General features: G+C 48.1%; 21 protein-coding genes. 10 read left to right on the forward strand and 11 right to left on the reverse strand.

The window, feature by feature from the left end:
- Position 1 precedes the first annotated feature (1 nt).
- From Q7C_RS08840 to Q7C_RS08875, 8 genes are all read left to right on the forward strand, one after another.
- Positions 2-1,186 (forward strand): MFS transporter, encoded by a 1,185-nt coding sequence (locus tag Q7C_RS08840; protein WP_014704395.1) that lies wholly within the window; start codon positions 2-4, stop codon positions 1,184-1,186.
- Positions 1,187-1,203: 17 nt separating this feature from the next.
- Positions 1,204-2,448, forward strand: a complete 1,245-nt coding sequence (locus Q7C_RS08845) for an EstA family serine hydrolase (protein ID WP_014704396.1) — start codon at positions 1,204-1,206, stop codon at positions 2,446-2,448.
- 144 nt (positions 2,449-2,592) lie between these two features.
- Positions 2,593-3,201: a TetR/AcrR family transcriptional regulator gene (locus Q7C_RS08850; RefSeq protein WP_014704397.1), complete on the forward strand. Its 609-nt coding sequence runs from the start codon at positions 2,593-2,595 to the stop codon at positions 3,199-3,201.
- Positions 3,198-4,358, forward strand: a complete 1,161-nt coding sequence (locus Q7C_RS08855) for an efflux RND transporter periplasmic adaptor subunit (protein ID WP_014704398.1) — start codon at positions 3,198-3,200, stop codon at positions 4,356-4,358. The genes Q7C_RS08850 and Q7C_RS08855 overlap by 4 nt, the downstream gene beginning before the upstream one ends.
- Positions 4,359-4,360: 2 nt before the next feature.
- Entirely contained in the window at positions 4,361-7,507 is a 3,147-nt protein-coding gene (locus Q7C_RS08860) for an efflux RND transporter permease subunit (RefSeq protein WP_014704399.1), read from the forward strand.
- Entirely contained in the window at positions 7,504-8,913 is a 1,410-nt protein-coding gene (locus tag Q7C_RS08865) for an efflux transporter outer membrane subunit (protein WP_014704400.1), read from the forward strand. The genes Q7C_RS08860 and Q7C_RS08865 overlap by 4 nt, the downstream gene beginning before the upstream one ends.
- A 69-nt stretch (positions 8,914-8,982) precedes the next feature.
- A complete protein-coding gene (locus Q7C_RS08870; protein ID WP_014704401.1) occupies positions 8,983-9,165 on the forward strand; it encodes a PLDc N-terminal domain-containing protein in 183 nt (60 codons plus the stop codon).
- A 178-nt stretch (positions 9,166-9,343) separates the two neighbouring features.
- A complete protein-coding gene (locus tag Q7C_RS08875; RefSeq protein WP_014704403.1) occupies positions 9,344-11,425 on the forward strand; it encodes a BCCT family transporter in 2,082 nt (693 codons plus the stop codon).
- On the opposite strand, the gene Q7C_RS08880 is transcribed toward Q7C_RS08875, so the two are convergent.
- From Q7C_RS08880 to rpmH, 9 genes are all read right to left on the reverse strand, one after another.
- Positions 11,419-12,489 (reverse strand): porin, encoded by a 1,071-nt coding sequence (locus Q7C_RS08880; protein ID WP_014704404.1) that lies wholly within the window; start codon positions 12,487-12,489, stop codon positions 11,419-11,421. The genes Q7C_RS08875 and Q7C_RS08880 overlap by 7 nt on opposite strands.
- A gap of 994 nt (positions 12,490-13,483) precedes the next feature.
- Positions 13,484-13,990, reverse strand: a complete 507-nt coding sequence (locus Q7C_RS08885) for a hypothetical protein (protein ID WP_041366684.1) — start codon at positions 13,988-13,990, stop codon at positions 13,484-13,486.
- Positions 13,991-13,997: 7 nt separating this feature from the next.
- Complete coding sequence (locus tag Q7C_RS08890) at positions 13,998-14,246, reverse strand: hypothetical protein (protein WP_014704406.1); 249 nt, start codon at positions 14,244-14,246, stop codon at positions 13,998-14,000.
- Between the two features lie 19 nt (positions 14,247-14,265).
- Entirely contained in the window at positions 14,266-15,429 is a 1,164-nt protein-coding gene (locus Q7C_RS08895; RefSeq protein ID WP_014704407.1) for a Na/Pi symporter, read from the reverse strand.
- A gap of 443 nt (positions 15,430-15,872) precedes the next feature.
- Positions 15,873-17,231 (reverse strand): tRNA uridine-5-carboxymethylaminomethyl(34) synthesis GTPase MnmE, encoded by a 1,359-nt coding sequence (gene mnmE / locus Q7C_RS08900; RefSeq protein WP_014704408.1) that lies wholly within the window; start codon positions 17,229-17,231, stop codon positions 15,873-15,875.
- A gap of 12 nt (positions 17,232-17,243) precedes the next feature.
- Positions 17,244-18,890 (reverse strand): membrane protein insertase YidC, encoded by a 1,647-nt coding sequence (yidC, locus tag Q7C_RS08905; RefSeq protein ID WP_014704409.1) that lies wholly within the window; start codon positions 18,888-18,890, stop codon positions 17,244-17,246.
- On the reverse strand, positions 18,883-19,119 hold the full coding sequence (gene yidD / locus Q7C_RS08910; RefSeq protein ID WP_041366685.1) for a membrane protein insertion efficiency factor YidD: 237 nt from the start codon (positions 19,117-19,119) through the stop codon (positions 18,883-18,885). The genes yidC and yidD overlap by 8 nt, the downstream gene beginning before the upstream one ends.
- On the reverse strand, positions 19,104-19,436 hold the full coding sequence (rnpA, locus tag Q7C_RS08915) for a ribonuclease P protein component (protein WP_151194749.1): 333 nt from the start codon (positions 19,434-19,436) through the stop codon (positions 19,104-19,106). The genes yidD and rnpA overlap by 16 nt, the downstream gene beginning before the upstream one ends.
- A 52-nt stretch (positions 19,437-19,488) precedes the next feature.
- Positions 19,489-19,623 (reverse strand): 50S ribosomal protein L34, encoded by a 135-nt coding sequence (gene rpmH / locus Q7C_RS13525; RefSeq protein WP_014704412.1) that lies wholly within the window; start codon positions 19,621-19,623, stop codon positions 19,489-19,491.
- Positions 19,624-19,893: 270 nt separating this feature from the next.
- Between rpmH and dnaA the strand changes: the two genes are divergently transcribed.
- Both dnaA and dnaN read left to right on the forward strand, forming a co-directional pair.
- The gene (dnaA, locus tag Q7C_RS08920; RefSeq protein ID WP_014704414.1) at positions 19,894-21,243 is read left to right on the forward strand and encodes a chromosomal replication initiator protein DnaA; all 1,350 of its coding nucleotides are present in this window, start codon (positions 19,894-19,896) and stop codon (positions 21,241-21,243) included.
- Positions 21,244-21,258: 15 nt separating this feature from the next.
- A complete protein-coding gene (gene dnaN / locus Q7C_RS08925) occupies positions 21,259-22,362 on the forward strand; it encodes a DNA polymerase III subunit beta (protein WP_014704415.1) in 1,104 nt (367 codons plus the stop codon).
- 54 nt (positions 22,363-22,416) lie between these two features.
- Here the strand turns inward: dnaN and Q7C_RS08930 are convergent, their stop codons facing one another.
- Positions 22,417-23,043 (reverse strand): YceI family protein, encoded by a 627-nt coding sequence (locus Q7C_RS08930; protein ID WP_014704416.1) that lies wholly within the window; start codon positions 23,041-23,043, stop codon positions 22,417-22,419.
- A 156-nt stretch (positions 23,044-23,199) separates the two neighbouring features.
- Positions 23,200-24,942 carry a monovalent cation:proton antiporter-2 (CPA2) family protein gene (locus Q7C_RS08935; protein ID WP_014704417.1) on the reverse strand — a complete coding sequence of 581 codons (1,743 nt, stop codon included), beginning with the start codon at positions 24,940-24,942 and terminating at the stop codon, positions 23,200-23,202.
- Positions 24,943-24,957 lie beyond the last annotated feature (15 nt).

Raw genomic sequence — 24,957 nt, forward strand, 5'->3', positions numbered from 1 at the left:
GATGTTAGCAAGCAGCACGCTTGGCATCCTGTTATTGGCAACCATTATCGGTCTGCAGGGTGCCTTCTTCACGATTGCCGTACCGGCACAACTCCGTGATGGCGGCGCGTCACTGATTGAAATTGGCTTAATCTGGATCGTCTGGCTACCATCAGCATTTAAATGGTTGTGGGCCCCCTGGTTTGAGAAAATGGCCGTGCCCGCCGCCATACGAACCAAAGCAATCACTATTCTGGCATTACTGTTGGCCTTGAGCTTTCTCCCGGTTGCCATGCTAACCGAGCAGGCAGCAGCGGGACCAATCGTTGCTCTGGCCGCGTGGTGTGCCTTGCTGGCATTAATGCTGCAATTGCTGTACGCAGGCTGGGCAATACGCACCTTGGATGAAAAAAATCGTGCCCGGGTCAATGGCTATGCAGCGGCCGGGATGGTTTTAGGCGGCATCTTCGGTGGCGGTATATTGCCATGGTCCGCCACCTTGCTTGACTGGTGGCCTGTCATCTTGTTAACCAGTATTGCTATGGCTATAAGCGGCCTTAGCGGTAAATTACTACGTGATGGGCCTCAGATACGCGTAGCGCAACAAGTTACTTTTCTGCATGGCGCTCGGGTACTGGGCGATCGGTCATTGATTATCAGTTTGTTACTGATTGCCGCTGCCAGTGGCGCAGATGTCTTATTGCCAGCCCGACTGGTCGATACCGGCATGTCACCCGTTCAGTCAGGCCTATTACTCGGCAGCTTGGCAATGGCACTGATAGTGCCCGCCTCGCTGGCCTCAGGCTGGTTGATTGCCCGATTTGGCCTGAAACGCTGTTTCCTGGTTTGCGCTATTCTGAAAGGCCTGGTGCTGCTGACCTTGGCGCTGATGCCAATGATGGCTCAGCTTGAAGTCAGTCTGCTGTCAATTAGCGACTTTATTTTGGCAGGCGTATTTACCGTTTTGACTTGGCAGTTATACATGCAACGGGCTTTACCTGAAGCACCCGTTTCATCCTATGCGGCCTTAACCTCGTTGGATGCCGTTATTCGCTTCACTGCGGCCCTTGCCGCTGGCATGTTGGCTGAGCTCAGCAGTTATGCGACGTTGTTTGTCTTGACGGCATTTCTAACGCTGGCTGCTGGCATCAGCGTCTGCTTCACCCGTTTCGTCCCGACTATCACGCCCCATGAAACTCAAGCGTAAAGCGCTTGATACCGGTCATGTCGGTTTTTTATCAACGCCTTGTCGAGAATCAGCTCATGTCAGAAACCAGCATCACCTTGAATAAAAGACATCAACCAAATTCAGTGGCCAGCGGCTTTGAGCCCGTTCAGGAAGCCTTTCAACAGATGCAGGCACATCCTGATGAACTCGGCAGTGCACTTTGTATCTACCATCAGGGGCAAGTCGTTGTTGATTTGTGGGCAGGTCATACCTCACCTGGCCGGAAACAGGCATGGCAACAGAATACGGTGGTGAGTCTCTTTTCGGCAGGTAAGGCATTAACGGCACTTTGCCTGCTACACATTATTGATCGCGGCCTCGCCAACCTGGATGACCCTGTCGTTAAATACTGGCCGGGGTTCGCACTGACAGATACTGCAGCCAAATCTCAAGTCACACTCAATCATTTATTACATCACCGTGCTGGCCTGCCCACAGCCAGCACAAACCGGCCCGGTGATGTCTACGATTGGCAGCGGATGGTATCGGCTATGGAGAAAGCGCCTTTGTTATGGCCTGCAGGCAAAGTGACCGCTTACCATGCGGTGACCTTTGGCCATCTAGTTGGTGAAGTAATACGGCGTATTTCTGGGCAAATGCCAGCGGATTACTTTGCTGAGCATTTCGCCCGGACTTTGCAGATTGACCTGTCACTGCGATTGCTTGAAGAACAGCGACCTGTTTTAGCCTCTTGCGATGGCTACAACTGGAAAGTGAAGTTGCGATTGGCGCTTTTCTCTCACCTCTTGTCTCGGTCTGGTGGTTGGCAGTCGAACTATTTTCGACCTTGCAGCAAGGATTACCATCCAAACAGTGCTCGTTGGCAAAATACTGAAGCGCCGGCGATTACCAGTTTCGGTAGTGCCAGAGGCTTGGCCCGCATTTACGCTATGTTGTCACAAGGCGGCCGCTTGAATGGTGTACAGGTTTTATCTGAGGCGATAGTTGAGCGTATTGCTAATGAGAAACCTCAACCAGTGAAAGATGAAGGGATTCAGCAGGATGTCCGGGTTGGCATGGGACTGTATTTCAACCTGGCCCCCATGGCCGATTTGGGGCCTAACCCCAATAGTTTTGGTCATGTCGGCATGGGCGGCGTTACCGCTTTTGCAGACCCTGATCATCAAATTGGCTTTGGTTACGTTTGTAATCATCTTTACCAACCTCATGGCAAAGAGAAGACAATCATCGGCAATCGTGCTGCTGATTTAGCCAAGGTTTTCTATGACTGCCTGGAATAAGCCCATTGTGACAAAGGTCAGGTCACGGTTGGCTTTGTCATTTAGCCTTTCACCAAGCTCCTTGCCACAAAATGTGCAATATGAATTTACAGCCCTGCTTTTTTTGATTATAGTGAATGAACGTTCATTCACTCCCAATAAACCATGGCAATGTCCCTGCTTAACATAGACAAACGCGAAGCGATTCTGAACGCGACATTGGAGTTACTCTCCTGTTGCGGGTTTCATGGTTTTTCTATCAAGCAACTTGCTGCCAAAGCGAATGTCGCGACGGGGACGGTGTATCTTTATTTCGAAGACCGGGATACGCTGATAAGAGAATTGCATCGCACGATCATGCAACGCTTTGCCAAGGCGATTTTTACTGATCACGACCCCCATCAAAACTTGGCCAGTCAACATCATCGACTTTGTTGTAACCTCTGGCATTTTTTGATTGAGAACCCGACTATCCTGTTAAGCAAGGTGCAGTTCGATCATCTCCCACCCGATGTCCTCCGCAGTCATCGTGATGAAGCGTGGAGTTTGTTACAGCCGTTAACCGCCCTTTTTGAAGTAGGACGCGTTCAAGGCACGATTAAAAACTTGCCAGATGATGTGTTAGCGGGACTGAGCTTTGAACCACTTGTCTATCTTGCTCGTCAACATGCCATAGGTGTGATTGAAATTGAACCTGATAATTTACATGAACTGGTTCATGCCTCTTGGGATGCCATTGCCAAACGACAGTCTGTTGCAGAGGAGATTTTATGACCAGCCAGTCAAACTTGCTTTACCGGTTCATACCCCTGTTATTCGCCTTTGGCTTGTTGAGTGCCTGTTTGTCTGAACAAGATCAACAGCAAAATACTGGCGCAGCGCAACAAAAAATGGCCGTCAATGTCGTGATGGTGGAAAACACGACTGTCCAGCTGACAACCCAATTACCCGCCAGAACCACCGCAATTCGGCGGGCTGAGGTCCGGCCACAGGTCGATGGCATCATTGAGAAACGTTTATTTACTGAAGGTGCTCACGTCAAAGCCGGTGAGCAGCTTTACCAAATTGAAGCCGCCCCCTATCAAGCTGAAGTCAATAATGCCAAAGCGATTTTGCAGCGCGCCAAAGCCAATGTCAGAGTGACGGAGCGCCGTCAGGCACGGTATAAAAAACTGCTCGATGATAATGCCATTAGTCAGCAGGAATATGACGAAGCGCTAGCTGCGTTTGAACAGGCACAAGCAGAAGTAGCCGTCAGCAACGCGGCACTTGATACCGCATTGATTAATCTGCGTTATACCAGTGTTAATGCGCCGATTGAAGGACAGATCGGTATTTCTCACGTGACCGAAGGGGCACTGGTGACGGCCGGTCAAAGTGATAGTTTGGCTACGATTCACCAACTCGATCCTATCTACGTTGATATTACGCAGGCTTCACGCGAATTATTACGACTTCGCCGCGAGTTGATGACCGGTGATTTAGAGAAAAATGGTGAGGTAACCGTCTCGTTAACGCTTGAAGATGACACGGCTTATTCGCATAAAGGTACGCTGGCCTTTTCGGAAGTCAATGTCAATGAAATGACCGGTAGCATCGTCATGCGGGCTCAATTCCCCAACCCTGATGGGCTGTTATTGCCAGGCATGTACGTGCGCGCTGAAGTCGATGAAGGTCGGGTTGATGATGCCATTTTAGTGCCCCAAAAAGCCGTGACTTTTGGCCGGGAAGGTCAAGCCTCTGTTTTCGTGGTGAATGCTGACAATATAGTGGAACTTCACAATGTTCAGATTCGCCGCGATCTTGGTCAAAACTGGCTAATCGAAACCGGATTGAACGTTGGCGATGCCGTGATTGTAGAAGGCTTACAGAAAATCGGCGTTGGTCTTGAAGTGGAGATCGCCAATAAAACCGAGCAGGAAGGCCGGTAGCGATGGCACGCTTTTTTATTGATCACCCGATTTTTGCTTGGGTTATCGCGCTGCTCATTATGCTGGCGGGTGTGCTGACAATTTTTCAATTGCCTATCTCGCAATATCCTGAAATTGCACCGACCTCGGTACAAATCCGAGCCAGTTATCCCGGCGCCTCGGCCAAAGTCGTTGAAGACTCGGTTATTCAGGTAATCGAACAAAACCTGACTGGCCTCGATGATCTAACCTATATCAAATCAACCAGTGACTCGAGCGGTACCGGCGAAATCACGATTACTTTTCAGGCCACAACCGATCCAGATATTGCTCAGGTTCAGGTTCAAAACAAGTTACAGGCGGCAATGACTTTGTTGCCGCAAGAGGTTCAGGAACAAGGTATTCGTGTCACCAAATCCAGCAGCGGTTTTTTGATGGTACTTGGGTTTGTGTCCGATGATGGCAAAATGGACCGCTACGATATTGCTGACTATGTCGCTGCCAATATCCAGGAGCCGCTTAGCCGAGTCACTGGCGTCGGCCAGATTAATTTGTTTGGCTCACAATATGCCATGCGTATCTGGCTTGATGCGGATAAGTTAGCAAATTACCGACTTACAACATTGGATGTTGTGCAGGCCATTCAACAGCAAAATGTTCAAATCGCCTCAGGGGAAGTTGGCGGCACGCCCGCAATCAATAACCAGCAAATCGCTGCCAGCATTATTGTCGAGACACGACTGGAAACACCGGAAGAATTTGCAAATATCTTATTGCGCGTTGAACCAGATGGTTCTCAGGTTCGGCTTAAAGATGTCGCCCGCGTTTCTTTGGGCGGTGAAAATTATCAGTTTGAAACCGAATACAATAAACAAGCAGCCGCTGGCCTCGGGATTAGCTTGGCATCCGGAGCAAATGCATTGGAAACGGCTCAGTCAGTGCGGGATCGCATTGCTGAAATGGCGCCCTTTTTTCCAGATGGCCTTGTCGTCACTTATCCCTACGACACAACTCCCTTTGTTAAGATCTCAATTGAAGGGGTAGTTCAAACGTTGGTCGAAGCCATGATCTTGGTATTTTTGATCATGTATTTGTTTCTACAAAATTTTCGCGCAACCTTGATTCCAGCAATTGCTGTTCCAGTCGTTATTTTAGGCACTTTCGCGGTGCTGTTTGTCTTTGGCTACTCAATCAATATGTTGACCATGTTCGCCATGGTACTGGCTATCGGCCTATTGGTGGATGACGCGATTGTTGTCGTGGAAAATGTCGAGCGTGTTATCCATGAAGATAACCTGTCTCCGCGAGACGCAACCCGAAAATCCATGGATCAGATCACCGGTGCCTTGGTTGGCATCGTGCTGACCGTCTCGGCAGTGTTTATTCCCATGGCCTTCTTCCCCGGATCTACGGGAGTCATATACCGACAGTTTTCTATCACGGTTGTCTCGGCAATGGCTATTTCCTTGCTGGTCGCATTGACCTTGACGCCAGCCTTGTGTGCCAGTCTGCTGAAAGATGCCAAACAGGATCCGCAACAGAAAAAAGGCTTTTTTGGCTGGTTTAACCGGCGTTTCGAACAAACCAGTCGTGGTACCCAAAGTACCGTTGGCTATCTGCTTAAACATCGCATCAAAACCATGCTGGTTTACCTGCTTATTGTTGGCGGGTTGGCCTATCTGTTTATCCAGCTGCCGACCTCGTTTTTTCCGGATGAAGACCAGGGCATTTTATTTACTGAAATGCAGTTGCCAGCCAATGCCTCAAAACAACGGTCCATGGCTGTCATGGACCGGATTGAAGATTATTATCTGGAACAAGAAGCGGACAATGTGGATTCGGTCTTTTCTGTCATTGGCTACAGTTTCAGTGGTCGAGGGCAAAACAGCGGTCTCATTTTCGTCAACTTGAAACCTTGGTCAGAACGCACCGCACCAGAACAAAATGCACAGGCTATCGCCAACCGGGCATCGGGTTATTTCAGCCAGTTTAAAGATGCGTTTGCTTTTGCTATTTCGCCACCACCCGTGCGTGAGTTAGGTAATGCCAGCGGATTCAATATGATGCTCAAAGATTTGGGTGGCTTAGGTCACGCAGAATTGGTGAATGCACGTGATAGCTTGTTACAAAAAGCCAACCAAGATCCAAGGCTAGTGCGTGTTCGCCATAATGGCTTACAAGATCGCTCCCAGCTTAAGGTGGATATCGATCATCAAAAAGCCATGTCATTTGGTATCTCACTGGCCGACATCAATCATACTTTTAGCACGGCCTGGGGTTCGACTTACGTCAACGATTTTATTGATGAGGGTCGTGTTAAGCGTGTTTATGTTCAAGGCGATGCCCCATTTCGTATGATGCCGACGGATATTGGCAAATGGTATGTTCGTAACGCAGAAAATGACATGGTGCCATTATCCGCCATCAGCGATTCCCGCTGGATCTACGGTTCGCCGCGACTAGAGCGATACAATGGTGTGCCGGCGATGAATATCCAAGGCGAAGCCGCACCCGGCTTTAGTTCCGGCGATGCCATGCAGGCAATGGAATCTCTCGTTGCTGAACTACCTGAAGGCTTTGGCTACGAGTGGACTGAGCTGTCGTTGCAAGAGCGTCAATCCGGTGCTCTGGCGCCTTTACTGTATGCGATGTCGGTATTAGTCGTGTTTTTATTTCTGGCCGCGTTATATGAAAGCTGGTCAGTGCCATTTTCTGTCATGATGGTTGTCCCACTGGGTGTATTGGGCGCGGTTGCCTTTGCTTTGGGACGAGAATTATCAAATGACATCTATTTCCAAGTTGGATTGCTAACCACGATTGGTTTATCAGCCCGAAACGCCATCTTGATTGTCGAATTTGCAAAGTCTCTTTACGAACAAGGGATGACACTGACTGACGCCACCTTGGAAGCCATTCGAATGCGGCTTCGTCCTATCGCGATGACCGCGCTGACCTTTATGCTCGGTGTGACACCACTGATGTTGGCAACCGGTGCCGGTAGTGGCGCCCAAAATGCCATTGGCACTGGGGTTTTTGGTGGTATGTTTGCCGCTACAACCCTCGCTATTTTCTTTATACCGGTATTCTTTGTTGTTGTTTTCCGACTTGCGGAAAACATGACGGGAAGTGCGCCAACCAAACAAATTGCTGACCCTGGAGAAACTGCATGATCACCCTACGAACATGGTTTACAACCACTTTATTCGCTTTCAGTGTCAGTGCCTGCTCGCTGATACCTGAATATCAGCAACCGGAAAACCCAAGTCCGTTACCTGCCCGGCAAGATGCCAGCACAGATTTGAATGCAACCGATATTGGCTGGCGCGATTTTTATCAGGATGCCACCCTGCAAAATCTGATTGACCAGTCCCTGTCCAACAATCGTAATCTGCAAGCAACAGCCTTAATGGTGCAACAACTCCGTGAACAATACCGGATCCGCCGTGCAGAACAGTTGCCGATGCTGGATGGTGAAGGTGGCTACACTCGCCAGCGATTTTCACCAGGCGCGAACGAATTTGGCCAGAGCGGTATTTTTGAACAATATAGCGTCGGCGTCGGTATCGCTGCGTGGGAAATCGATTTCTTTGGCCGATTGGAAAGCCTAAAACAAGCTGCGTTGAGCGATTATCTGGCTCAAGAAGCAACTTTAAAGAGCACGCAGTTAACACTGGTTGCCGAAGTAGCCGATGCCTACCTCAGTTGGCAAGCCTCTTTGGCCCAGTTAAAACTTTCCGAATCCACACGCGAAGCACGAGAAGAAAGCTATGCCTTGATTACTCGCCGTTATGAAGGCGGCCTTTCCTCAGAACTGGCATTACGTCAAGCAGAAACAGCATTACATGAAGCACGGATAGCCGTGGCGCAATACCAGCAACAAGCCAATCAGAACTTCACCTTATTGGAATTACTGGTCGGTCAACCCTTGGATCAAGATGACTATCCTGTTAATTGGCAAACCACCGGCCTCCTGCGCTCATTACCCGATAATCTTGCCTCAGACAGTTTGCTGCAAAGACCGGATGTACAGGCAGCGGAACTCAGCATTCAAGCTAACAATGCCTCAATTGGTGCTGCTCGGGCAGCCTTTTTCCCACGTATCAGCCTAACTAGCAGCTTAGGTCTGGCTGCTGATACGCCCGGAGGATTATTAGAGGGCAGTAATCGCACCTGGCAAATTGCACCACAATTTAATATTCCGTTACTGGATTGGGGCGTGAATGAAGCCAATCTGGAAATTGCCGAATTACAAAAAGAACTGTCTGTCGTGCGTTATCAAGAAGTGATTCAGGTAGCATTTAAAGAGGTCTATGATGAATTACAGGCGCGGGAAACCCTTGAAGATCAGCTGACTGCACAGCAAGATCTGACCGAAGCTACAGCACGTAGTCTGGAACTCGCTGAAAAACGTTTTGATGCCGGTGTCGACAGTTATCTTGAAGTGTTGGACGCACAACGTAGTCTGATTGATGCCGAACTGGCCGAAATAGCAACCAATCTGGCCCGCCTGCGAAACCAGCTGACACTCTACAAAGCCCTGGGTGGCGGTTTATTGGCAGAAACCATCAGCCCCTGACTGGCATCTGCAGACAATACTGGCTATGCTTGAAAGCGTTTTTAACAAAACTGGCAAAGGAGCAAGAAAATGGGATTAGAAGTGGGCGGTCTGTTAGGTCTGATTTGGTTAATTATTGTTATCTGGGCAATTATCAAAGTTGCCAAAAGTTCTGCCGGAACACTGGCAAAAATCCTTTGGATTTTGATCCTGCTGGTATTCCCGCTGCTTGGCTTGATTATCTGGTTTTTACTCGGCCCCAAAGGCGATTAAAAACCGTTAAGCTCAGAAATAAAGCCGTTGCCAGTTGACCTTGGCAACGGCTTTTTTATTGCCTGCGGTTTGACATCCAGCGGAACGGTAAACCAGAATGAAAGGCGCGTTTGGCCGTATGCACATCATCCGTCGCATACGCTAAACCCCGTCTTTGTTAATCCGTCAGGAGTGAAACATGTCTGAAAGTCCCACTGCCGCGCGAGGCAACAGCACGATATTGATCCCCGTTTTTATCCCGGCTGTGGTGGTGACCTTACTATTGGTAGTCGGCACAATCAGCAACCCGAGCCTGGCCGGGGAAGCCTTTTCGAAAGTACTGACATTTCTGACGCAAAATTTCGGCTGGTTTTACATGCTGGCCGTCGCTTTCTTTCTTGTTTTCGTTGTGGTTGTTGGCTTATCCAGCTGGGGGAAAACACGGTTAGGCCCAGATCATGCGGAGCCTCAATATAGTTTTCCTGCTTGGTTTGCCATGTTGTTTTCAGCTGGCTATGGCATCGCCCTGCTCTTTTTTGGTGTCGCTGAGCCGGTTTTACACTATGCGTCACCACCAGCGGGGGCGCCGGAAACCATTGATGCAGCAAAACAGGCCATGCAAATTGCTTTTTTCCATTGGGGATTCCATATCTGGGCAATTTACGGGCTGACGGGGCTGGTCTTAGCTTATTTTGCTTTTCGGCATGGCTTACCGTTGTCGATGCGTTCAGCGTTATATCCCTTAATCGGTGAGCGGATTCATGGCCCGATTGGGCATACGGTAGATGTGATTGCCATATTGGGCACACTATTCGGTATTGCTACCACGCTTGGTTTATCCGTCGCTCAGATTAACGCTGGCATGAATTATCTTTGGGATGACATTCCCGTCAGTATTACCGTGCAGATCATCACCATCGGTGTGATTACAGTTTTTGCCATTGCTTCTGTGGTCGCCGGGTTAGATAAGGGGGTTAAAAACCTGTCTATTCTAAATATGGTTCTTGCCGTGTTGTTGATGTTATTTGTTTTCAGCGTTGGTCCGACCATCGTGATTCTGGAGACCTTCTTACAAAATACCGGTAGTTATCTGAACAATATTGTTGAGCGTACTTTTAACTTACAGGCATATACACGCAGCGACTGGATTGGTAACTGGACTTTATTTATTTTCGGCTGGACCATCGCCTGGGCACCATTTGTCGGTCTTTTCATTGCCAAAATCAGCCGAGGACGAACCATTCGCCAATTTGTCTTCGGTGTCTTGTTTGTTCCGACTATCTTTACTTTCCTGTGGTTCTCTATTTTTGGCGATACCGCACTTCACCTTATCATGCATGAAGGCTACACCACGCTGATCACCGAAGTACAAAATGATACGGCGATTGCCTTATTCAAATTATTTGAACAACTGCCCTGGACCAGTTTGGTGTCCTTGATCACGGTCATTTTAATCATGACGTTTTTTGTGACGTCTTCTGATTCCGGGTCATTGGTTATTGACTCGTTGGCATCGGGTGGCGTCAGCAAAACCCCAGTCTGGCAACGGGTCTTCTGGGCGACTCTTGAAGGCATTGTTGCCGCCGCATTATTAATGGCGGGTGGACTTAAAGCACTACAAACCATGAGTATTACCAGTGCCCTGCCATTTGCGATCATCATGGTTCTGGCGGCCTTTGGCATGTGGCGCGCACTGGCCATTGAAGGACACCGGGAAACCAGTCTGAGCACAGCAATGCACAGCTGGAACCACAACCCGAAACATTGGAAAAAACGGCTAACCGGCCTGATTAGTTATCCTGACTATCAACAAGTTGCCTTATTTGTTCGAGATACGATTTATCCGGCAATGCAACATGTTGAAGCCGAATTGTTGCGCCAAGGCTGGCCGGTGAAACTTTTCTTTGACGATACCCAACACCGGGCATACCTGGAAGTGATTCGCGACAATGAGCTGGATTTCATTTATGAAGTCAGAATGCGCGGTTATGCCATGCCTACATTTGCCTATCCACAAATGGATCGAAGCACCGATGGCGACAAACTTTATTATCGGGCTGAGGTATTCATGCGTCGCGGTGGGGCATCGTATGATTTGTTTGGCTGCAATGAACAAGAAGCGATTGACGACTTATTAAATCAGTTTGAGAAATATCTTCACTTTTTGCATATCTCGCCTGGTATCCTGCCGTGGAAAATGGAAGAACATGACGACATGCTGGATGAAAATGGCCACGTAAAAACGCCAGAAGACGCCGAGCAAAGTAAAGCAGGTCAATAACTGAGGTTATATCGAAAACCGACTGCGAATACTTTGCCACCGGAGGCAGCGGCATCAAAGCCGGCCAAGCCGCAGCGCTTGCAGGTTAATGCCGCTGTTTCCTGTTCTTGATAGAACTCTGCAAATAAGGTCAGGTTGTCGCTGTATTTGTGATCAACGCCGGCGTGGATGATAGCCTCACCGTAGCCTTCGACATTGGCTAGCATCAGTTTAAAGACATTATTTTGATACTGATAACTACCAAACACATTGATGGCTTGCGCGTCGTCACCGAAGAAACTGTTGGGGTTATCGGTATCAGTGACTTCATATTTCACCGCCAGCCCCCACGGACCCGGGTTAAATGACCAGGTAGCGCCATAAAGTCGGTCTGAAAACCCCTGTGCATTGCCCCGATCATCCATCCCCACTGACAGGCGGTGATTCTCTATTGCATAACTGGCAACCGCCTGAATTCGCCGGTCGTCAATTCGTGATGAAGAGCGCGCATTACCGGCTTGGCTCGAATAGGAAGCACCAAAACTAAAGCCACCCCAGACCGGACTTTCATAGGCCAGCGTTTCTTTGACGCGAAAAGTCGTATAACTGGCAAAGCCACTATAAAAAGTACTGAATTGATCCACCGGCAACAAAATAGCATTGTAATAAGGCATCCATTGCTGCCCGGCGACCAAGGTCCCAACCGGTGAACGATAACCTAATCTGGCGACACGCAAACTCTCACGCTCATCCCGACCCACACCACCTTGATCATAACTATCTCTAAACCGCATATTGACAGAATCAAAGGGTATTTCGATTTGCCCAAATAGCTGATGACGGGGGTTGAAAGCATACTCTGTTCTGACCCCAACCCGCGAGAATGCATCTCGAAAGCCACGGTAATCGGCGAGCGCATCCGTTTGATCAGGTCGTACAGACTCAGCCTGCATTCTCAAAGAGGCATACCATTCCAGCGACCAAGGCTCATCTTCTTCAGCCATAACTGAGGGTGGCAGAAAATACAGGCCGGTTAGGCCAATTAACAGACCGGTCACCGTGGACTTTGCTGTCGGGTAAACCATTAGCACTCCATGAAATTACCAGATAATTGCGTCAATTCAGCATACGCAAGTCACTAGCCGGCTTCAATCAAGGCTCTCTTTCTTCCGGATCAATAGAAGTTGAGGCTACACGATCTTTCGCAGCATGAACGGCGCTTCAATGCAGCCATTATAAAAATGACCGAGACCTTTGATAGGATTAGATTTTTCTCAAGTTTCTTCCCAAACAGGGCACACATTTCAAACATATTGCTATCTTGCCGGGCGGTCGTGACTTATTGGCAAAAGCTAACAGGGTCGGCGACGTGAAGCGTTAAACCGTAAGACACTGATAGGTGTATGATCCACAAATTAATGCTTAATATCGCCCTGCATTGTGTGGAACGCTATTTTGGCAATGCCTGATTACCGTTTTTCAGTTTGATCATTTACAGACAGCATGTGCACGGGTCGTATCTCGGCTTTTTATCCGGGTTAAATGTGATCTTGTAAGCAGCTGATAGCCATCGTCCAAGGGGGGATTGCTAACCCTTTTTTATAGTTACGTTGAATCTCATCAGACTCACATCTGGCTGTGTCGCTCTCTCTGATCTGCCTGAAGAAACCAGCCCGGTTTGTAATGCCGGTGTTGTTTCATGAGTCCATCTAGCCAGTTTACCGTGTTTGCTTCAACGTTCCCTATCAGGCCTGATGGGGGTTTTAAATAACCGTGGGGATTTGCTCATAGTGTGGCCCCATTGGATTAATGTCTCTGCCAGCGCGTTCAGCACTTGTATACTTTTGCAGGTAATGGGTTGGCATCGCTTTGTTTGGCTACAATGTACAAGAAGCGATTGACGACTTATTAAATCCGTTTGGAAAATAGCTTCACTTTTTGCATATCTCGCCCGGCATCCTGCCGTGGAAAAGGGAAAAACACAACGACATACTAGATAAAAGTAGCCACATAAAAACGCCGCAACAGGCTATGCAAGATAGTCATGCTTAACCGTACCCCAATGCCGTAAATTAACCTTTAACTATCTGCGATTTCGATCTTGCTACCGTCTGCCGAAACATCAATATCCAGTTTTTTATCGCCCATCATGCCTTCAAATTCATAGCTGATGACTTTCATACTTTTTGAATGACTGGCTTCAATATAGGTGGGCGTAAATCCAGGTAATTTTTTTTCAATCGCCTTCATAACGGCTTCTGGCACCATGTATTCGGGAAATTCTACTTCGATTTCCTGGACCTCACCATTGGCGAAGGTATCGTATTCAAACTTGCGTTTATCTTTTAGCGTTCCCTGGATTTCATAGATCTCATCACCATTATCTTCTATTTCAATATTGGCACTGATCACGTCAGATTCTGGAAACTGTTTCTGGATCGCATCAAGAATCACCGTTGGGACGTCATTTAAGATGATTTGTTTTTCTTCACCTGCCTGAAGGGGAAGCGGAAGTAGCGAAAGGCTGACGACACCTGTTAGTAAAAATTGACACCATAAAGGAGTCGACTCAGATCTTCTCATCATCGTCCGATTACCTCTGGTTTTTATCATTGTTAGAAGAAAATAACTCAGCGAGTTCTTCGCGAACAATAGACCAGAAATCCTTAAGATTGGCGTATTTATTGTCGATTTGATCCAAATATTCATCGAGCCGATCAATTTCTTCGTGTTCATCTTTTTCCCGCTCATCACGAAGTTGTGCTTTTACCTGTGCTAGGGCCTCTTCCAGCTCAGCGACCTTTGCCTCAAGATCTTGTTTACGTGTCGTGATATTGCTCATAAGTCACATCCTGAATTATTTATAAACCAAGTGCCTTGCTAAGAGCTATCGCAAGCAGCGGTATTAAAAAGAATACGCAACCGATATACAAGGCTACGTAAAGTTTTTTCTTGACCGCCAATGTTGATAACCACTGTGCAGAGCGAATCGGGATTTCACGCAGAAATGGAATGCCATAAATGATAACCACACCTAAAACATTATAAACAAGGTGAATTAAGGCAATCTGCAAGGCAAAAATCGCATTCGCACCGGTCACGGCCGTTGCCGCGAGCAGTGCGGTGATACAGGTACCAATATTGGCGCCCAGTGTGAAAGGGTAAACCTGGCGCAGAGAAAACACGCCACTCCCTGCCAGTGGTACGACCAAGCTTGTCGTTGTTGAAGATGATTGCACCAGAACTGTAATCAAGGTCCCCGAGGTGATACCCGATACCGGACCACGGCCAACGGCGCTGTGCAGAATTTCTTTGGCACGGCCAACCATCAGAACTTTAAGCAGTTTTCCAATAAATGTGATCACGAAAAAAATCAAGGCAATACCAAAAATAATCAGTAAGGTCCCTGCAACTTGTTCGGATAAACCTATGCCACCAAAAGTATCCTGCATGAATGTGATAGGGGGTTTAACCAGCGGCTTGATAAAGTCAAACCCCTTCATCGACATCGAATCACCGCCGATCAGAAAACTCGATAACCAGGCGCCGGTTTTCTGCAGAAAGCCGAACATGATTTCCAGCGGCAAAAATATCAGTACGCTGAAGAGATTGAAAAAATCATGTATGGTTGCTGCCGCAAATGCCCGTTTAAATTCTTCACCTCGTCTAACATGACCAAGGCTGACAATAGTATTGGTAATGGTAGTGCCGATATTGGCGCCCATGACCATCGGAATGGCAATGCCAACAGGTAACCCGCCGGCAACCAGACCGACAATAATAGATGTTACCGTGCTGGATGACTGGATTAGCGCTGTTGCGACCATTCCGATCACTAATGCAGTAACAGGATTACTGGCGAAAGCGAATAACTCTTTGGCCTGATCACCGGTCGCGGCTTTAAACCCACCCCCAATCATGCCAACCGCAACCAGCAATAAATAAATTAAAAATGCGATAAAGAACCACTGATACCAGTTGGATGATCCCACCTGGCCGTGTTCATGGGATGCAACAGTAACCATGAATTCCCCCCGTTAGAGTTTATGTCGTTAACGAAAGAAACGTTCAGGTTCGTTACTCAAGCGACGTTTCAATGCGCTGAATCACACTACCAACCGAATATGTCAGATTGATGACGATTGCCTTGCCTTTGCGAGTACCTGAACAACTCGTTACGGCATAAATGTCGTACCGCGATCAGCACGGGTTCAAAACACGGAATAAAGCAAAAGATGCAACTGAACTGCCGGATAGTCCGGAGAAAACTCCCAGTGACGATACGGGAATTGTAAAAATGGCTGCAAGCTTTGATACGGTTAGATTTTTCTCAAGTGCCTTCAGAAACAGGGCCCACATTTCACCAGTTTCACTCGAAACGTGGTAAGCAATAACAGACAAAAATGCTCGTAATAGCTAGCCGTTGAATGGGGTTAGATGAGTTTTGAGGAATTCTCAGGAAGTGACTTTATTTACCGATACAGAAACTGGCAAAGATTCGATCTAGTAGATCTTCATTGGTGAATGTGCCTGTGATTTCGCCAAGTGCTTGTTGTGCCTGACGTAACTCCTCGGCCAACAACTCGCCCGCACCCATCCCCGTCAGACAGGCATAACCTGCCTCGATTGCCTGCTGGGCACGGTGAAGCGCATCCAGGTGGCGACGACGAGCAATGAAAATGCCTTGTTCATCTGGGTGAAAGCCAACCGCCGTTTGCAGATGCTGCGTCAATAACTCAATTCCGGCTCCTGTCTTGGCAGATAGATAGATTATGGTCTTATCTTTATCCTGAATTCGTTCAGGCGCATGACCACTTTGATCGATTTTATTACGGATAATCGTCAACGGCTTATCGGCGGGCAAATCAGCCAGTATGGCCTCGTCTTTAGCCGTCATGCCCTCAGCATCATTCACCATCAGCAAAATATGGTCTGCTTGGGCGAGTTCGTGCCGTGTTCGACGGATACCTTCCAATTCAACGGCATTGTCTGTTGCATCATGCAGACCTGCCGTATCAGAGATACGTAATGGCAGACCGCCAAGGTGAATTTGTTCGCGAAGAACATCTCGTGTTGTACCGGCAATATCCGTGACGATTGCGGCATCATGTCCGGCCAGCTGATTGTGCAAACTGGATTTACCGGCATTTGGTTGCCCAGCCAACACGACACTGATGCCTTCACGCAGCAAGCGGCCTTGACGGGCACTATCTTGAATACCATTCAAGGTTGTCAGTAACGCTTGTAGTTGTTTGTCTACTTGGGCTTCCCCGAGAAAGTCGATTTCCTCATCCGCAAAATCAATCGATGCCTCAACAAACATCCGAAGATGGGTAAGCTCGGTTAAAAAATCATTAATTCGCTTGGAAAACGCGCCTTGAAGTGAGCGCATTGCGCTACGCGCGGCTTGTTCGGTAGCGCTCTCAATCAGATCGGCAACCGCTTCTGCCTGAGCGAGGTCCATTTTGCCATTGAGAAAGGCACGTTCAGAAAACTCACCAGGCCGGGCCATTCTTGCGCCATGATGAATTGCCGTCTGACATAACTTGTCGAGTACGACTGGGCTACCATGTCCTTGTAATTCAACGACATCTTCACCGGTAAATGAGGCGGGCGCCTTAAAATGTATGACTACCCCGCTATCCAGAACTACATCATCTGTTCCGGTAAATGAGGCAAATTTTGCATATCTGGCTGGGCCTAATCGACCAGCGATTTTTTCAGCGATGACGACAGCCTGATTGCCAGATAATCGCACAATACCGACACCACCTCGACCTGGCGCCGTGGCAATGGCGACGATGGTGTCGGTTTGGATTAATGCCATACGCTTTGCCGTCTACAACGCATCCATTTGACGGGTGATGTACCACTGCTGCGCAATGGACAAAATATTATTGACCAGCCAGTACAGCACGAGACCGGCCGGGAAGAAGGCAAAGAATACCGTAAATACTAATGGGAAAATCTTCATCATCATGGCTTGGGCCGGATCTTGCGGCATTGGATTTAATTTCTGCTGGAACCACATGGTCAAACCAAATAATACCGGCAAGACAAAATACGGATCAATTGCCGTCAGGTCATTAATCCATAAAATAAAATCAGCCTGCCGCAGCTCAACACTTTCTACCAAGACCCAATAAAAAGCCAGGAAAACCGGCATTTGCACTAATATTGGCAGACAGCCGCCGAGCGGATTGATCTTTTCGGTGCGATACAGATCCATCATGGCTTGATTGAACTTCTGCTTATCATCACCATAACGTTCTTTGAGCGCCGTTAATTTTGGCGTCAGCTTGCGCATTGATGCCATGGAACGGTAGCTCGTCGCTGACAATTTGAAGAACACCAATTTAATCAAGATGGTCAACAACACAATCGACCAGCCCCAATTACCGGTTAGCTTGTAGAACCACTCCATAACAATAAACAATGGCTTGGAGATGATTGTCAGTACGCCATAATCGACCGTTAAATCCAGGTTTTCTTCGGCATCTTCCAAACGGTGTGTTTCTTTCGGACCAAGGAACATCCGATATTCACTGTCGGCACGCGCTCCTGGTGCTGCAGACAGCACAGGAAGTCGAATGCCTGCGGTGTAGTTCGTGTTATTAATGGCTTTGCCATAGAAGCTCATCTGGCCGGCATCTGTTTCGGGCAATAAGGCCGCCACAAAATAATGCTGGATCATGGCCGCCCAACCGCCTGATACATCGCTGCGATAGGCAGATTCTTCTAAATCATCAAAGTCGACCTTTTTATATTCATTTTCATTACTGGAGAATACAGCGCCGGTGTAGGTATAAAGCAGCATCGAATCATCAATGGGTCGAGTACGATTAAACTGGGCATAAGGATAAGCACTAAACGCATCATTGCTATTGTTTTCGACACTGTAATTAACCGTCACCAAATAACTATCTCGTGTGAAGGTATAGGTTTTGACCACCGTGACACCGGACTCTGATTGCCAGCGAAGCGGCACCGTTAGCGTGTCTTGACCGTCAACAAGTTGGTATTCATTGGATTCCGCTTGATACACGTCATAATGTGTTGGCGCAGCGGTTTCAGATCGCAACCCAGACTGGGTGATGAAAAAAGGGTTGTTGGTATTATTTAGAAACTGAACCGGCACATCCGGCTGGTCGGCATCAACCGCATATTGCAACAAAGCTAATTTGCGAATATCAGCACCATTGAGATCGATGTAAATATCAAAAACATCCGTTTGGACACGAACCTGACCCGCCGTGGTTTCGTTGGCTACACCGGCATCCGGAATCGTGGCGCCCGGCTCTCCCGCACTCGGCATATCCGGCAGGTCAGCTGCTTCTTGTTCTGTCATCGCCGGCGATACTGACTGGACCGCCTCAGTTTGCGCCGTTTGCTGCGCAGGACGGACATAATCCTTTTGCCACGCTTCCCAAAGCAACAATGACACGATGAGCAAACCAAAAATAAAAAATGTTCGAAGATTATCCATGATGAGATTTCGACTTTAATTCAGGAACAGGATCCTCGCCACCAGCATGCCAAGGATGACAACGCATTAACCGTCGTAAACCTAGCCATAAACCACGTATCGCCCCATGACGAGATAAGGCTTCAATCATATATTGCGAACAGGTCGGCTGAAAACGGCAGTTCATGCCCAGAAGCGGGCTTAAAAAGAAACGATAGCCCCGGACGAGCCAGATCAGGATTGTTGCCATTGTGTTTTCACGGTCATCCAATGCCGCCCCAATGCTGTCCGAACCTGAGTGATATCACGTTGCAAAATATCTGCGCGCGACAATACCACAATATCCAAGCTGCCTAATTGATGTTGATGTTGCCGGAATGAATCCCGAATCAGGCGTTTTATCCGATTACGTTGACAGGCGAGCTTGATATGTTTCTTGGCAATGGCCAACCCTAATCTTGGATGGCCAACGTTACTTGGCAGTGCAATTAGAGTCAGGCCGGTACCGCCACACCGCTTTCCCTGACGAAAAACCCGGGTAAAATCGCCCGGGCGATTCATTCTCATGGCTCGGCTAAAACGGGCCAAGACCATGTTACTCATTCTTTAAGGTTGAGCTTTACGCAGACAGTCTAGCGCGTCCTTTTGCACGGCGAGCGCTAATAACGCGACGACCACCGACTGTTTTCATACGTGCGCGAAAACCATGCGTCCGTTTACGCTTCAAATTACTTGGCTGAAAAGTTCTTTTCATTGCATTAACTCCAGATATATCACGTGTTTTGCGGTGGTCAGCAGCTTAATTAAGCAGACAAGCCAGAGACAAAAGACATGGGATTATAAAGGGTCACGCCATCCTGCGTCAAACCACTTTGACACACACCACAATGAATTATTTTACTTGCCAAATGCCCACTATAAAGATAACTTTTATGACCTGTGCCGGACGCGTTATACTGGTCTGCACTTGGCATAACTTCACGCCAAAACCGCCAAACAAGTCTTTTTAAATCAAGGAGTTGCTGTGTCCTCACCCCTTTGGGAAAAATGCCTGTCCCATTTAGAAGGTGATTTGTCGGCACAACAGCTGAACACCTGGTTACGCCCCCTACAAGCAATCGAAACGGCTGACAGTTTACGCCTTTTAGCACCAAACCCCTATGTTCAGCAGTGGGTTCAGGAACAACTGGAAACACAAATAAACCAATTACTTACTGGCTTAACGCAAGGCGAAATAAACCGGGTTGCCATTGAAGTCGGCACCCGCGAAACACTGGCGGCGGTAAAATCAAAAGCAGTTCCTCCAGCGCCGACTGCACCCACAGCCGAAGCAGACCCATTACCCGCTATTGGCAGTCCGATGAATCCGCTGTTTACTTTTGACAGCTTTGTTGAAGGCAAGTCTAACCAGATTGCCCGGGCTGCCTCCCTGCATGTTGCTGAAGCACCGGGTACCAGTGGTTACAATCCGCTGTTTTTGTACGGTGGTACCGGTCTTGGTAAAACCCACCTGATGCTGGCCGTGGGCAACCGGATCAAACGAGATAATCCCAAAGCCAGAGTCATTTATCTTTCTTCGGAAAGGTTTGTTCAGGACATGATCACCGCAATCCGAAATAATGTCATTGATCAATTCAAAACCCATTATCGAAGCGCGGATGCATTATTAATCGACGATATACAGTTTTTTGCCAAGAAAGAACGCTCTCAAGAAGAGTTTTTCTACACGTTTAATAGTCTGCTTGAGGGGCAACGGCAAATTATCCTGACTTGCGACCGGTTTCCCAAAGAAGTCGAAAACCTGGATGAACGACTGCAGTCTCGTTTGGGCTGGGGACTGACTGTAGCCGTAGAACCGCCAGAACTGGAAACACGCGTCGCTATCTTGATCAAAAAAGCGCACCAAAGTGGTGTGACATTGCCAGATGACGTCGCGTTTTTTGTTGCGAAGCGGATCAAATCCAATGTCCGTGATTTGGAAGGCGCGCTCCAGCGGGTCATGGCCTTCGCTCGTTTTACCAACCAGCCGCTAACGATTGAGATGACCCAGGATGCACTTAAGGATCTGTTGGCGCTGCATCAAAAGCTGGTTACCCTGGAAAGTATTCAAAAAACCACGGCGGATTATTTTAAAGTTCGGGTTTCAGATCTATTGGGGAAAAAACGCACCCGCTCCATCGCACGACCACGGCAAATCGCAATGGCCTTAGCCAAAGAACTCACTAGTCACAGTTTGCCTGAAATTGGGGATGGCTTTGGTGGCCGTGACCATACCACGGTATTACATGCCTGCCGAAAAGTCGCCGAATTGCGCGAGACCGACAATCGAGTCGCCGAAGATTATCGTAACTTATTACGTACCTTATCCAGCTAGTTAGCGAGAAATACCATGCAATTTACCGTTAGCCAAGAAAACCTTGTTCGCCCTCTACAATTGGTGTGCAGCATTGTCGAGCGGCGTTCTACGCTGCCAATTTTATCGAATATTCTTCTTAAAGCGCAGGCTGATAAACTCACCATGACCAGCACCGATATGGAACTGGAAATGATAGCGACCTTGCCGGTAGCGGCCGATGAAGCAGGAGAAACAACGGTTTCCGCCCGAAAGCTACTGGATATCGTGCGCGCTTTACCTGGCAGTGCAACGATCAGTTTCAAAGCAAAAGACAATAAAGCACTGGTTCAAGCCGGTAAAAGCCGGTTTTCACTGGCAACGTTGTCCGCCGATGATTTTCCACATAGCGAAGGCGCCAACTACAGCGAACAAATTAGCATGCCGCAGTCAGCGCTCAAAGATTTGCTTGATGAGACCAGTTTTGCCATGGCCAGTCAGGATGTGCGTTATTACCTTAATGGCTTGTTGCTGGAACGTGATGCCAATCAATTACGGGCCGTGGCAACGGATGGCCACCGGCTGGCTCTGGGCGAATTAACAACCGTTGAGGCAGCCGATCAAAAAACCAGTGTGATCGTTCCCCGCAAAGCCATTCTGGAACTGGGCCGTCTACTGGGTGATACCGATGCTGAGGTGAAACTGGCGTTCAGCTCGCAGCAAATCAAGGTAGAACTGCCCGACCTGCATTTCACTTCCAAGCTGATTGATGGTCAATTTCCAAACTACGAACGGGTTTTGCCGCTTGGCGGCGATAAAATCGTATTGGCAGATCGGGACGAGTTAAAACAGGCGCTGTCTCGTGCCGCCATTCTCGCCAGTGACAAACATCGTAGTGTACGTTTGAATTTAGAGACGAATCTAATCAAAGCAACCGTCACCAATCAGGAACAAGAAACGGCGGAAGAAGAGCTGCCCGTTGAATATACAGGCAATTCGCTGGAAATTGCTTTCAACAATGCCTACTTGTTGGATCTGTTGGCGGCTATGCCGGACAGCAAGGTCAAAATGATTTTTAGCGATGAAAACAGCAGTGCATTGATTACGCCTGCCGATGAACAAATTCATCGGCAATATGTGGTCATGCCAATGCGACTATAAATAAAAAAACCCTGTCCATTCAGGACAGGGTTTTTCGAGAAACGCACCGTTAGCTTAACAGCCTGCTTCTTCAACAGGAACGGTAAAGGTAAGATCAACGGTCGACCAGGTCTTGCCTTTGTGCCAGATAGTAGTACAAACGGCTTCAAACTTCTTGAAGGCTTCTGACGCATTAAAGTCCAGAATATCCAACGACCCTTTGGCCTGCAGCTTACCATCAACCACTTCGTAGCTCATTGGCACGGTACGGGTTTCCCCATTCATGGTCACATCCAAAGACAGCTCACCGTCTTTAATTTCGACGATTTTGGCCTGAATAGTGCCTGGATCGACAAAGTTCATAAACAGGTTTTTAACCACGTTTTCATTTCGAACCGGTGGAATACTATCCGGCCATTCACCGCCCATACCATTACTCAAGTCATGTGACGTATCAAGTGAACTGGCATCGATATCAATGGTCGCGTTCAACAATTTGCCTGACTCAGAAGCGACTTCATATTTTGTAAAGCGGTTACCGCTTACAACATAAGATTTGTCAGGAGCACCGAAAGCGGTGAAACTAAAGTCGAAACCCTCTTTGTCCGGCGTGAAATCACACTGTGACGCGTGAGCTGGCATGGCAAACATCACCATTAACGGCAAAGATGCTGCGATCAACTGTTTTTTGAGAACGTGCATATATCCATCCTTATAATTTTATGTGACTAATTAATGATAATAGTTATCATTAACATGATATAAAGACATATTTTTTGCTCGATCTCAATCCTTTTTTGAGCAGGGAATAACAGGAATATCCGTTTTTTTATCTTCTATTTCAACTTCTTGAAATTATTAATGCTTCAACTCGCCAAGCACAACCTGGTCTTCTGCCACTTTTTTCACCACATTCGAGTAGTAATCCTCTCGGAAAGCATTGAGCACGGATCTTACTTCCGCCTCACTCACGCCATTACCAATCAACACTTGTTCGGTCAGTCGCAAACTGGTTTCCAGGGTTTCTGACACCACCGTAGTCGCGCCATTGATGACCAAGTCTGCGCAATGTTTTCGATCTCTGGCGCGAGTGTGAATCGGCATATTTGGATAAAAATTTCGAACCTGGGCCACCAAGCGATCTACCTGCTGTGGATTATCAAGTGCCACGACAATCATACTGGCTCTGTCCGCACCTGCCGCCCGCAACACTTTCATTTTACTGGCGTCACCAAAGTAAACTGGAAAACCTTGCGCCCGGGCATCCTTGACCCGTGATTCACGCATATCCAGACCAATATAATTAACACCAGCGGCGTGCATTAAAGCAGCTATACGCGCTCCAACCCGACCAAAACCGGCCAAAATAACATGCTGCTGCGCATCGTCGATAAACTCGGGCTGCTCATATTTTTCGCCATTCACTTGCTGGTGGCTGCTTAACATCAATATCAGCTTATTGACACCACGAACCGCAAATGGCGTCAGCAGCATGGTCAGCGCGATCACTAAAGTGAGCATATGGCTGATATCCGTTGCCAAAACGCCCGAACTGGCCGCAACACCAAATAGAACAAAGCCAAACTCACCACTCTGAGACAACAATGTTGCCGTTTGTAGTGACACCGCATGCTTTGCCCCAACCAGTCTGGCGAGCACATACACGATACTGGCTTTCAACAGCATCAAGGCAATCGTCAGGCCAACGACCAATCCCAATTTGTCCCAAAGCAGATCAAAATTGATGTCCATGCCAACGGTCATGAAAAACAAGCCCAACAAAATGCCACGGAAGGGCAGAATATCAGCTTCAATCTGATGTCGATAATGCGACTCGGCAAGCATAATGCCGGCCAAAAATGCTCCCATCGCCATGGACAGGCCAGCCCAATGCATTAACCAGGCAGCGCCGAGAACCAGCAGCAAGGCCACTGCCATAAAAACTTCCGGATCGCCACTGGCAACAATCCGGCTCAGTAATGGATTGAGCAAATAATGTCCGGCCAGTAAGAGACCAATAATGAACAGAACCGGATACAGTAGGTGCCAGCCCGGCTCCGTCATCTCGGCACCGCCACCCGCATAATAGGAAACCAGTGCCAGCAATGGCACAACGGCAATATCCTGAAGCAGTAATACCGAAATAGACATACGCCCCATCAACGTCGAAATGCCACCTCGCTCGGAGAGCAATTGCAAACAGAAGGCGGTCGATGATAAGGCCAGGCCAAATCCAATAATAACGGCCGTTTTATGCGACAAGCCAAAACCAAAATACGCAATGGCGTAGAGGCTGGCAGCGGTAATCAATAATTGCGCCAGACCCAACCCGAAGACCAGCTTACGCATTTCCCACAATTTGTCGGGTCGTAACTCAATACCCAATACAAACAGCAGAAAAATCACCCCGAACTCGGCAAGATGTCGGACATCTTCAACTTCGGTAATCACGCTCAGCCCCCACGGGCCGAGAATCATTCCTGCAGCAAGATAGCCTAAAATGGCCCCCAGCCGAATCTTGTGAAAGATCGGCAAAATAACGACTGTTGCCAGTAACAGCATCAGCACATCTATCAAATAGTCAGCACCGCTGGTATCCAAATCGTTATCTCTGCT

The organism is Methylophaga frappieri (assembly GCF_000260965.1).
Taxonomy (GTDB): domain Bacteria; phylum Pseudomonadota; class Gammaproteobacteria; order Nitrosococcales; family Methylophagaceae; genus Methylophaga; species Methylophaga frappieri.

Excerpts from the sequence above, each read along its gene's own strand:
- Q7C_RS08840 (WP_014704395.1), top strand. The coding sequence starts at position 2 with ATGTTAGCAAGCAGCACGCTTGGCATCCTGTTATTGGCAACCATTATC.
- Q7C_RS08845 (WP_014704396.1), top strand. The coding sequence starts at position 1,204 with ATGTCGGTTTTTTATCAACGCCTTGTCGAGAATCAGCTCATGTCAGAA.
- Q7C_RS08850 (WP_014704397.1), top strand. The coding sequence starts at position 2,593 with ATGGCAATGTCCCTGCTTAACATAGACAAACGCGAAGCGATTCTGAAC.
- Q7C_RS08855 (WP_014704398.1), top strand. The coding sequence starts at position 3,198 with ATGACCAGCCAGTCAAACTTGCTTTACCGGTTCATACCCCTGTTATTC.
- Q7C_RS08860 (WP_014704399.1), top strand. The coding sequence starts at position 4,361 with ATGGCACGCTTTTTTATTGATCACCCGATTTTTGCTTGGGTTATCGCG.
- Q7C_RS08865 (WP_014704400.1), top strand. The coding sequence starts at position 7,504 with ATGATCACCCTACGAACATGGTTTACAACCACTTTATTCGCTTTCAGT.
- Q7C_RS08870 (WP_014704401.1), top strand. The coding sequence starts at position 8,983 with ATGGGATTAGAAGTGGGCGGTCTGTTAGGTCTGATTTGGTTAATTATT.
- Q7C_RS08875 (WP_014704403.1), top strand. The coding sequence starts at position 9,344 with ATGTCTGAAAGTCCCACTGCCGCGCGAGGCAACAGCACGATATTGATC.
- Q7C_RS08880 (WP_014704404.1), bottom strand. The coding sequence starts at position 12,489 with ATGGTTTACCCGACAGCAAAGTCCACGGTGACCGGTCTGTTAATTGGC.
- Q7C_RS08885 (WP_041366684.1), bottom strand. The coding sequence starts at position 13,990 with ATGATGAGAAGATCTGAGTCGACTCCTTTATGGTGTCAATTTTTACTA.
- Q7C_RS08890 (WP_014704406.1), bottom strand. The coding sequence starts at position 14,246 with ATGAGCAATATCACGACACGTAAACAAGATCTTGAGGCAAAGGTCGCT.
- Q7C_RS08895 (WP_014704407.1), bottom strand. The coding sequence starts at position 15,429 with ATGGTTACTGTTGCATCCCATGAACACGGCCAGGTGGGATCATCCAAC.
- mnmE (WP_014704408.1), bottom strand. The coding sequence starts at position 17,231 with ATGGCATTAATCCAAACCGACACCATCGTCGCCATTGCCACGGCGCCA.
- yidC (WP_014704409.1), bottom strand. The coding sequence starts at position 18,890 with ATGGATAATCTTCGAACATTTTTTATTTTTGGTTTGCTCATCGTGTCA.
- yidD (WP_041366685.1), bottom strand. The coding sequence starts at position 19,119 with ATGGCAACAATCCTGATCTGGCTCGTCCGGGGCTATCGTTTCTTTTTA.
- rnpA (WP_151194749.1), bottom strand. The coding sequence starts at position 19,436 with ATGAGAATGAATCGCCCGGGCGATTTTACCCGGGTTTTTCGTCAGGGA.
- rpmH (WP_014704412.1), bottom strand. The coding sequence starts at position 19,623 with ATGAAAAGAACTTTTCAGCCAAGTAATTTGAAGCGTAAACGGACGCAT.
- dnaN (WP_014704415.1), top strand. The coding sequence starts at position 21,259 with ATGCAATTTACCGTTAGCCAAGAAAACCTTGTTCGCCCTCTACAATTG.
- Q7C_RS08930 (WP_014704416.1), bottom strand. The coding sequence starts at position 23,043 with ATGCACGTTCTCAAAAAACAGTTGATCGCAGCATCTTTGCCGTTAATG.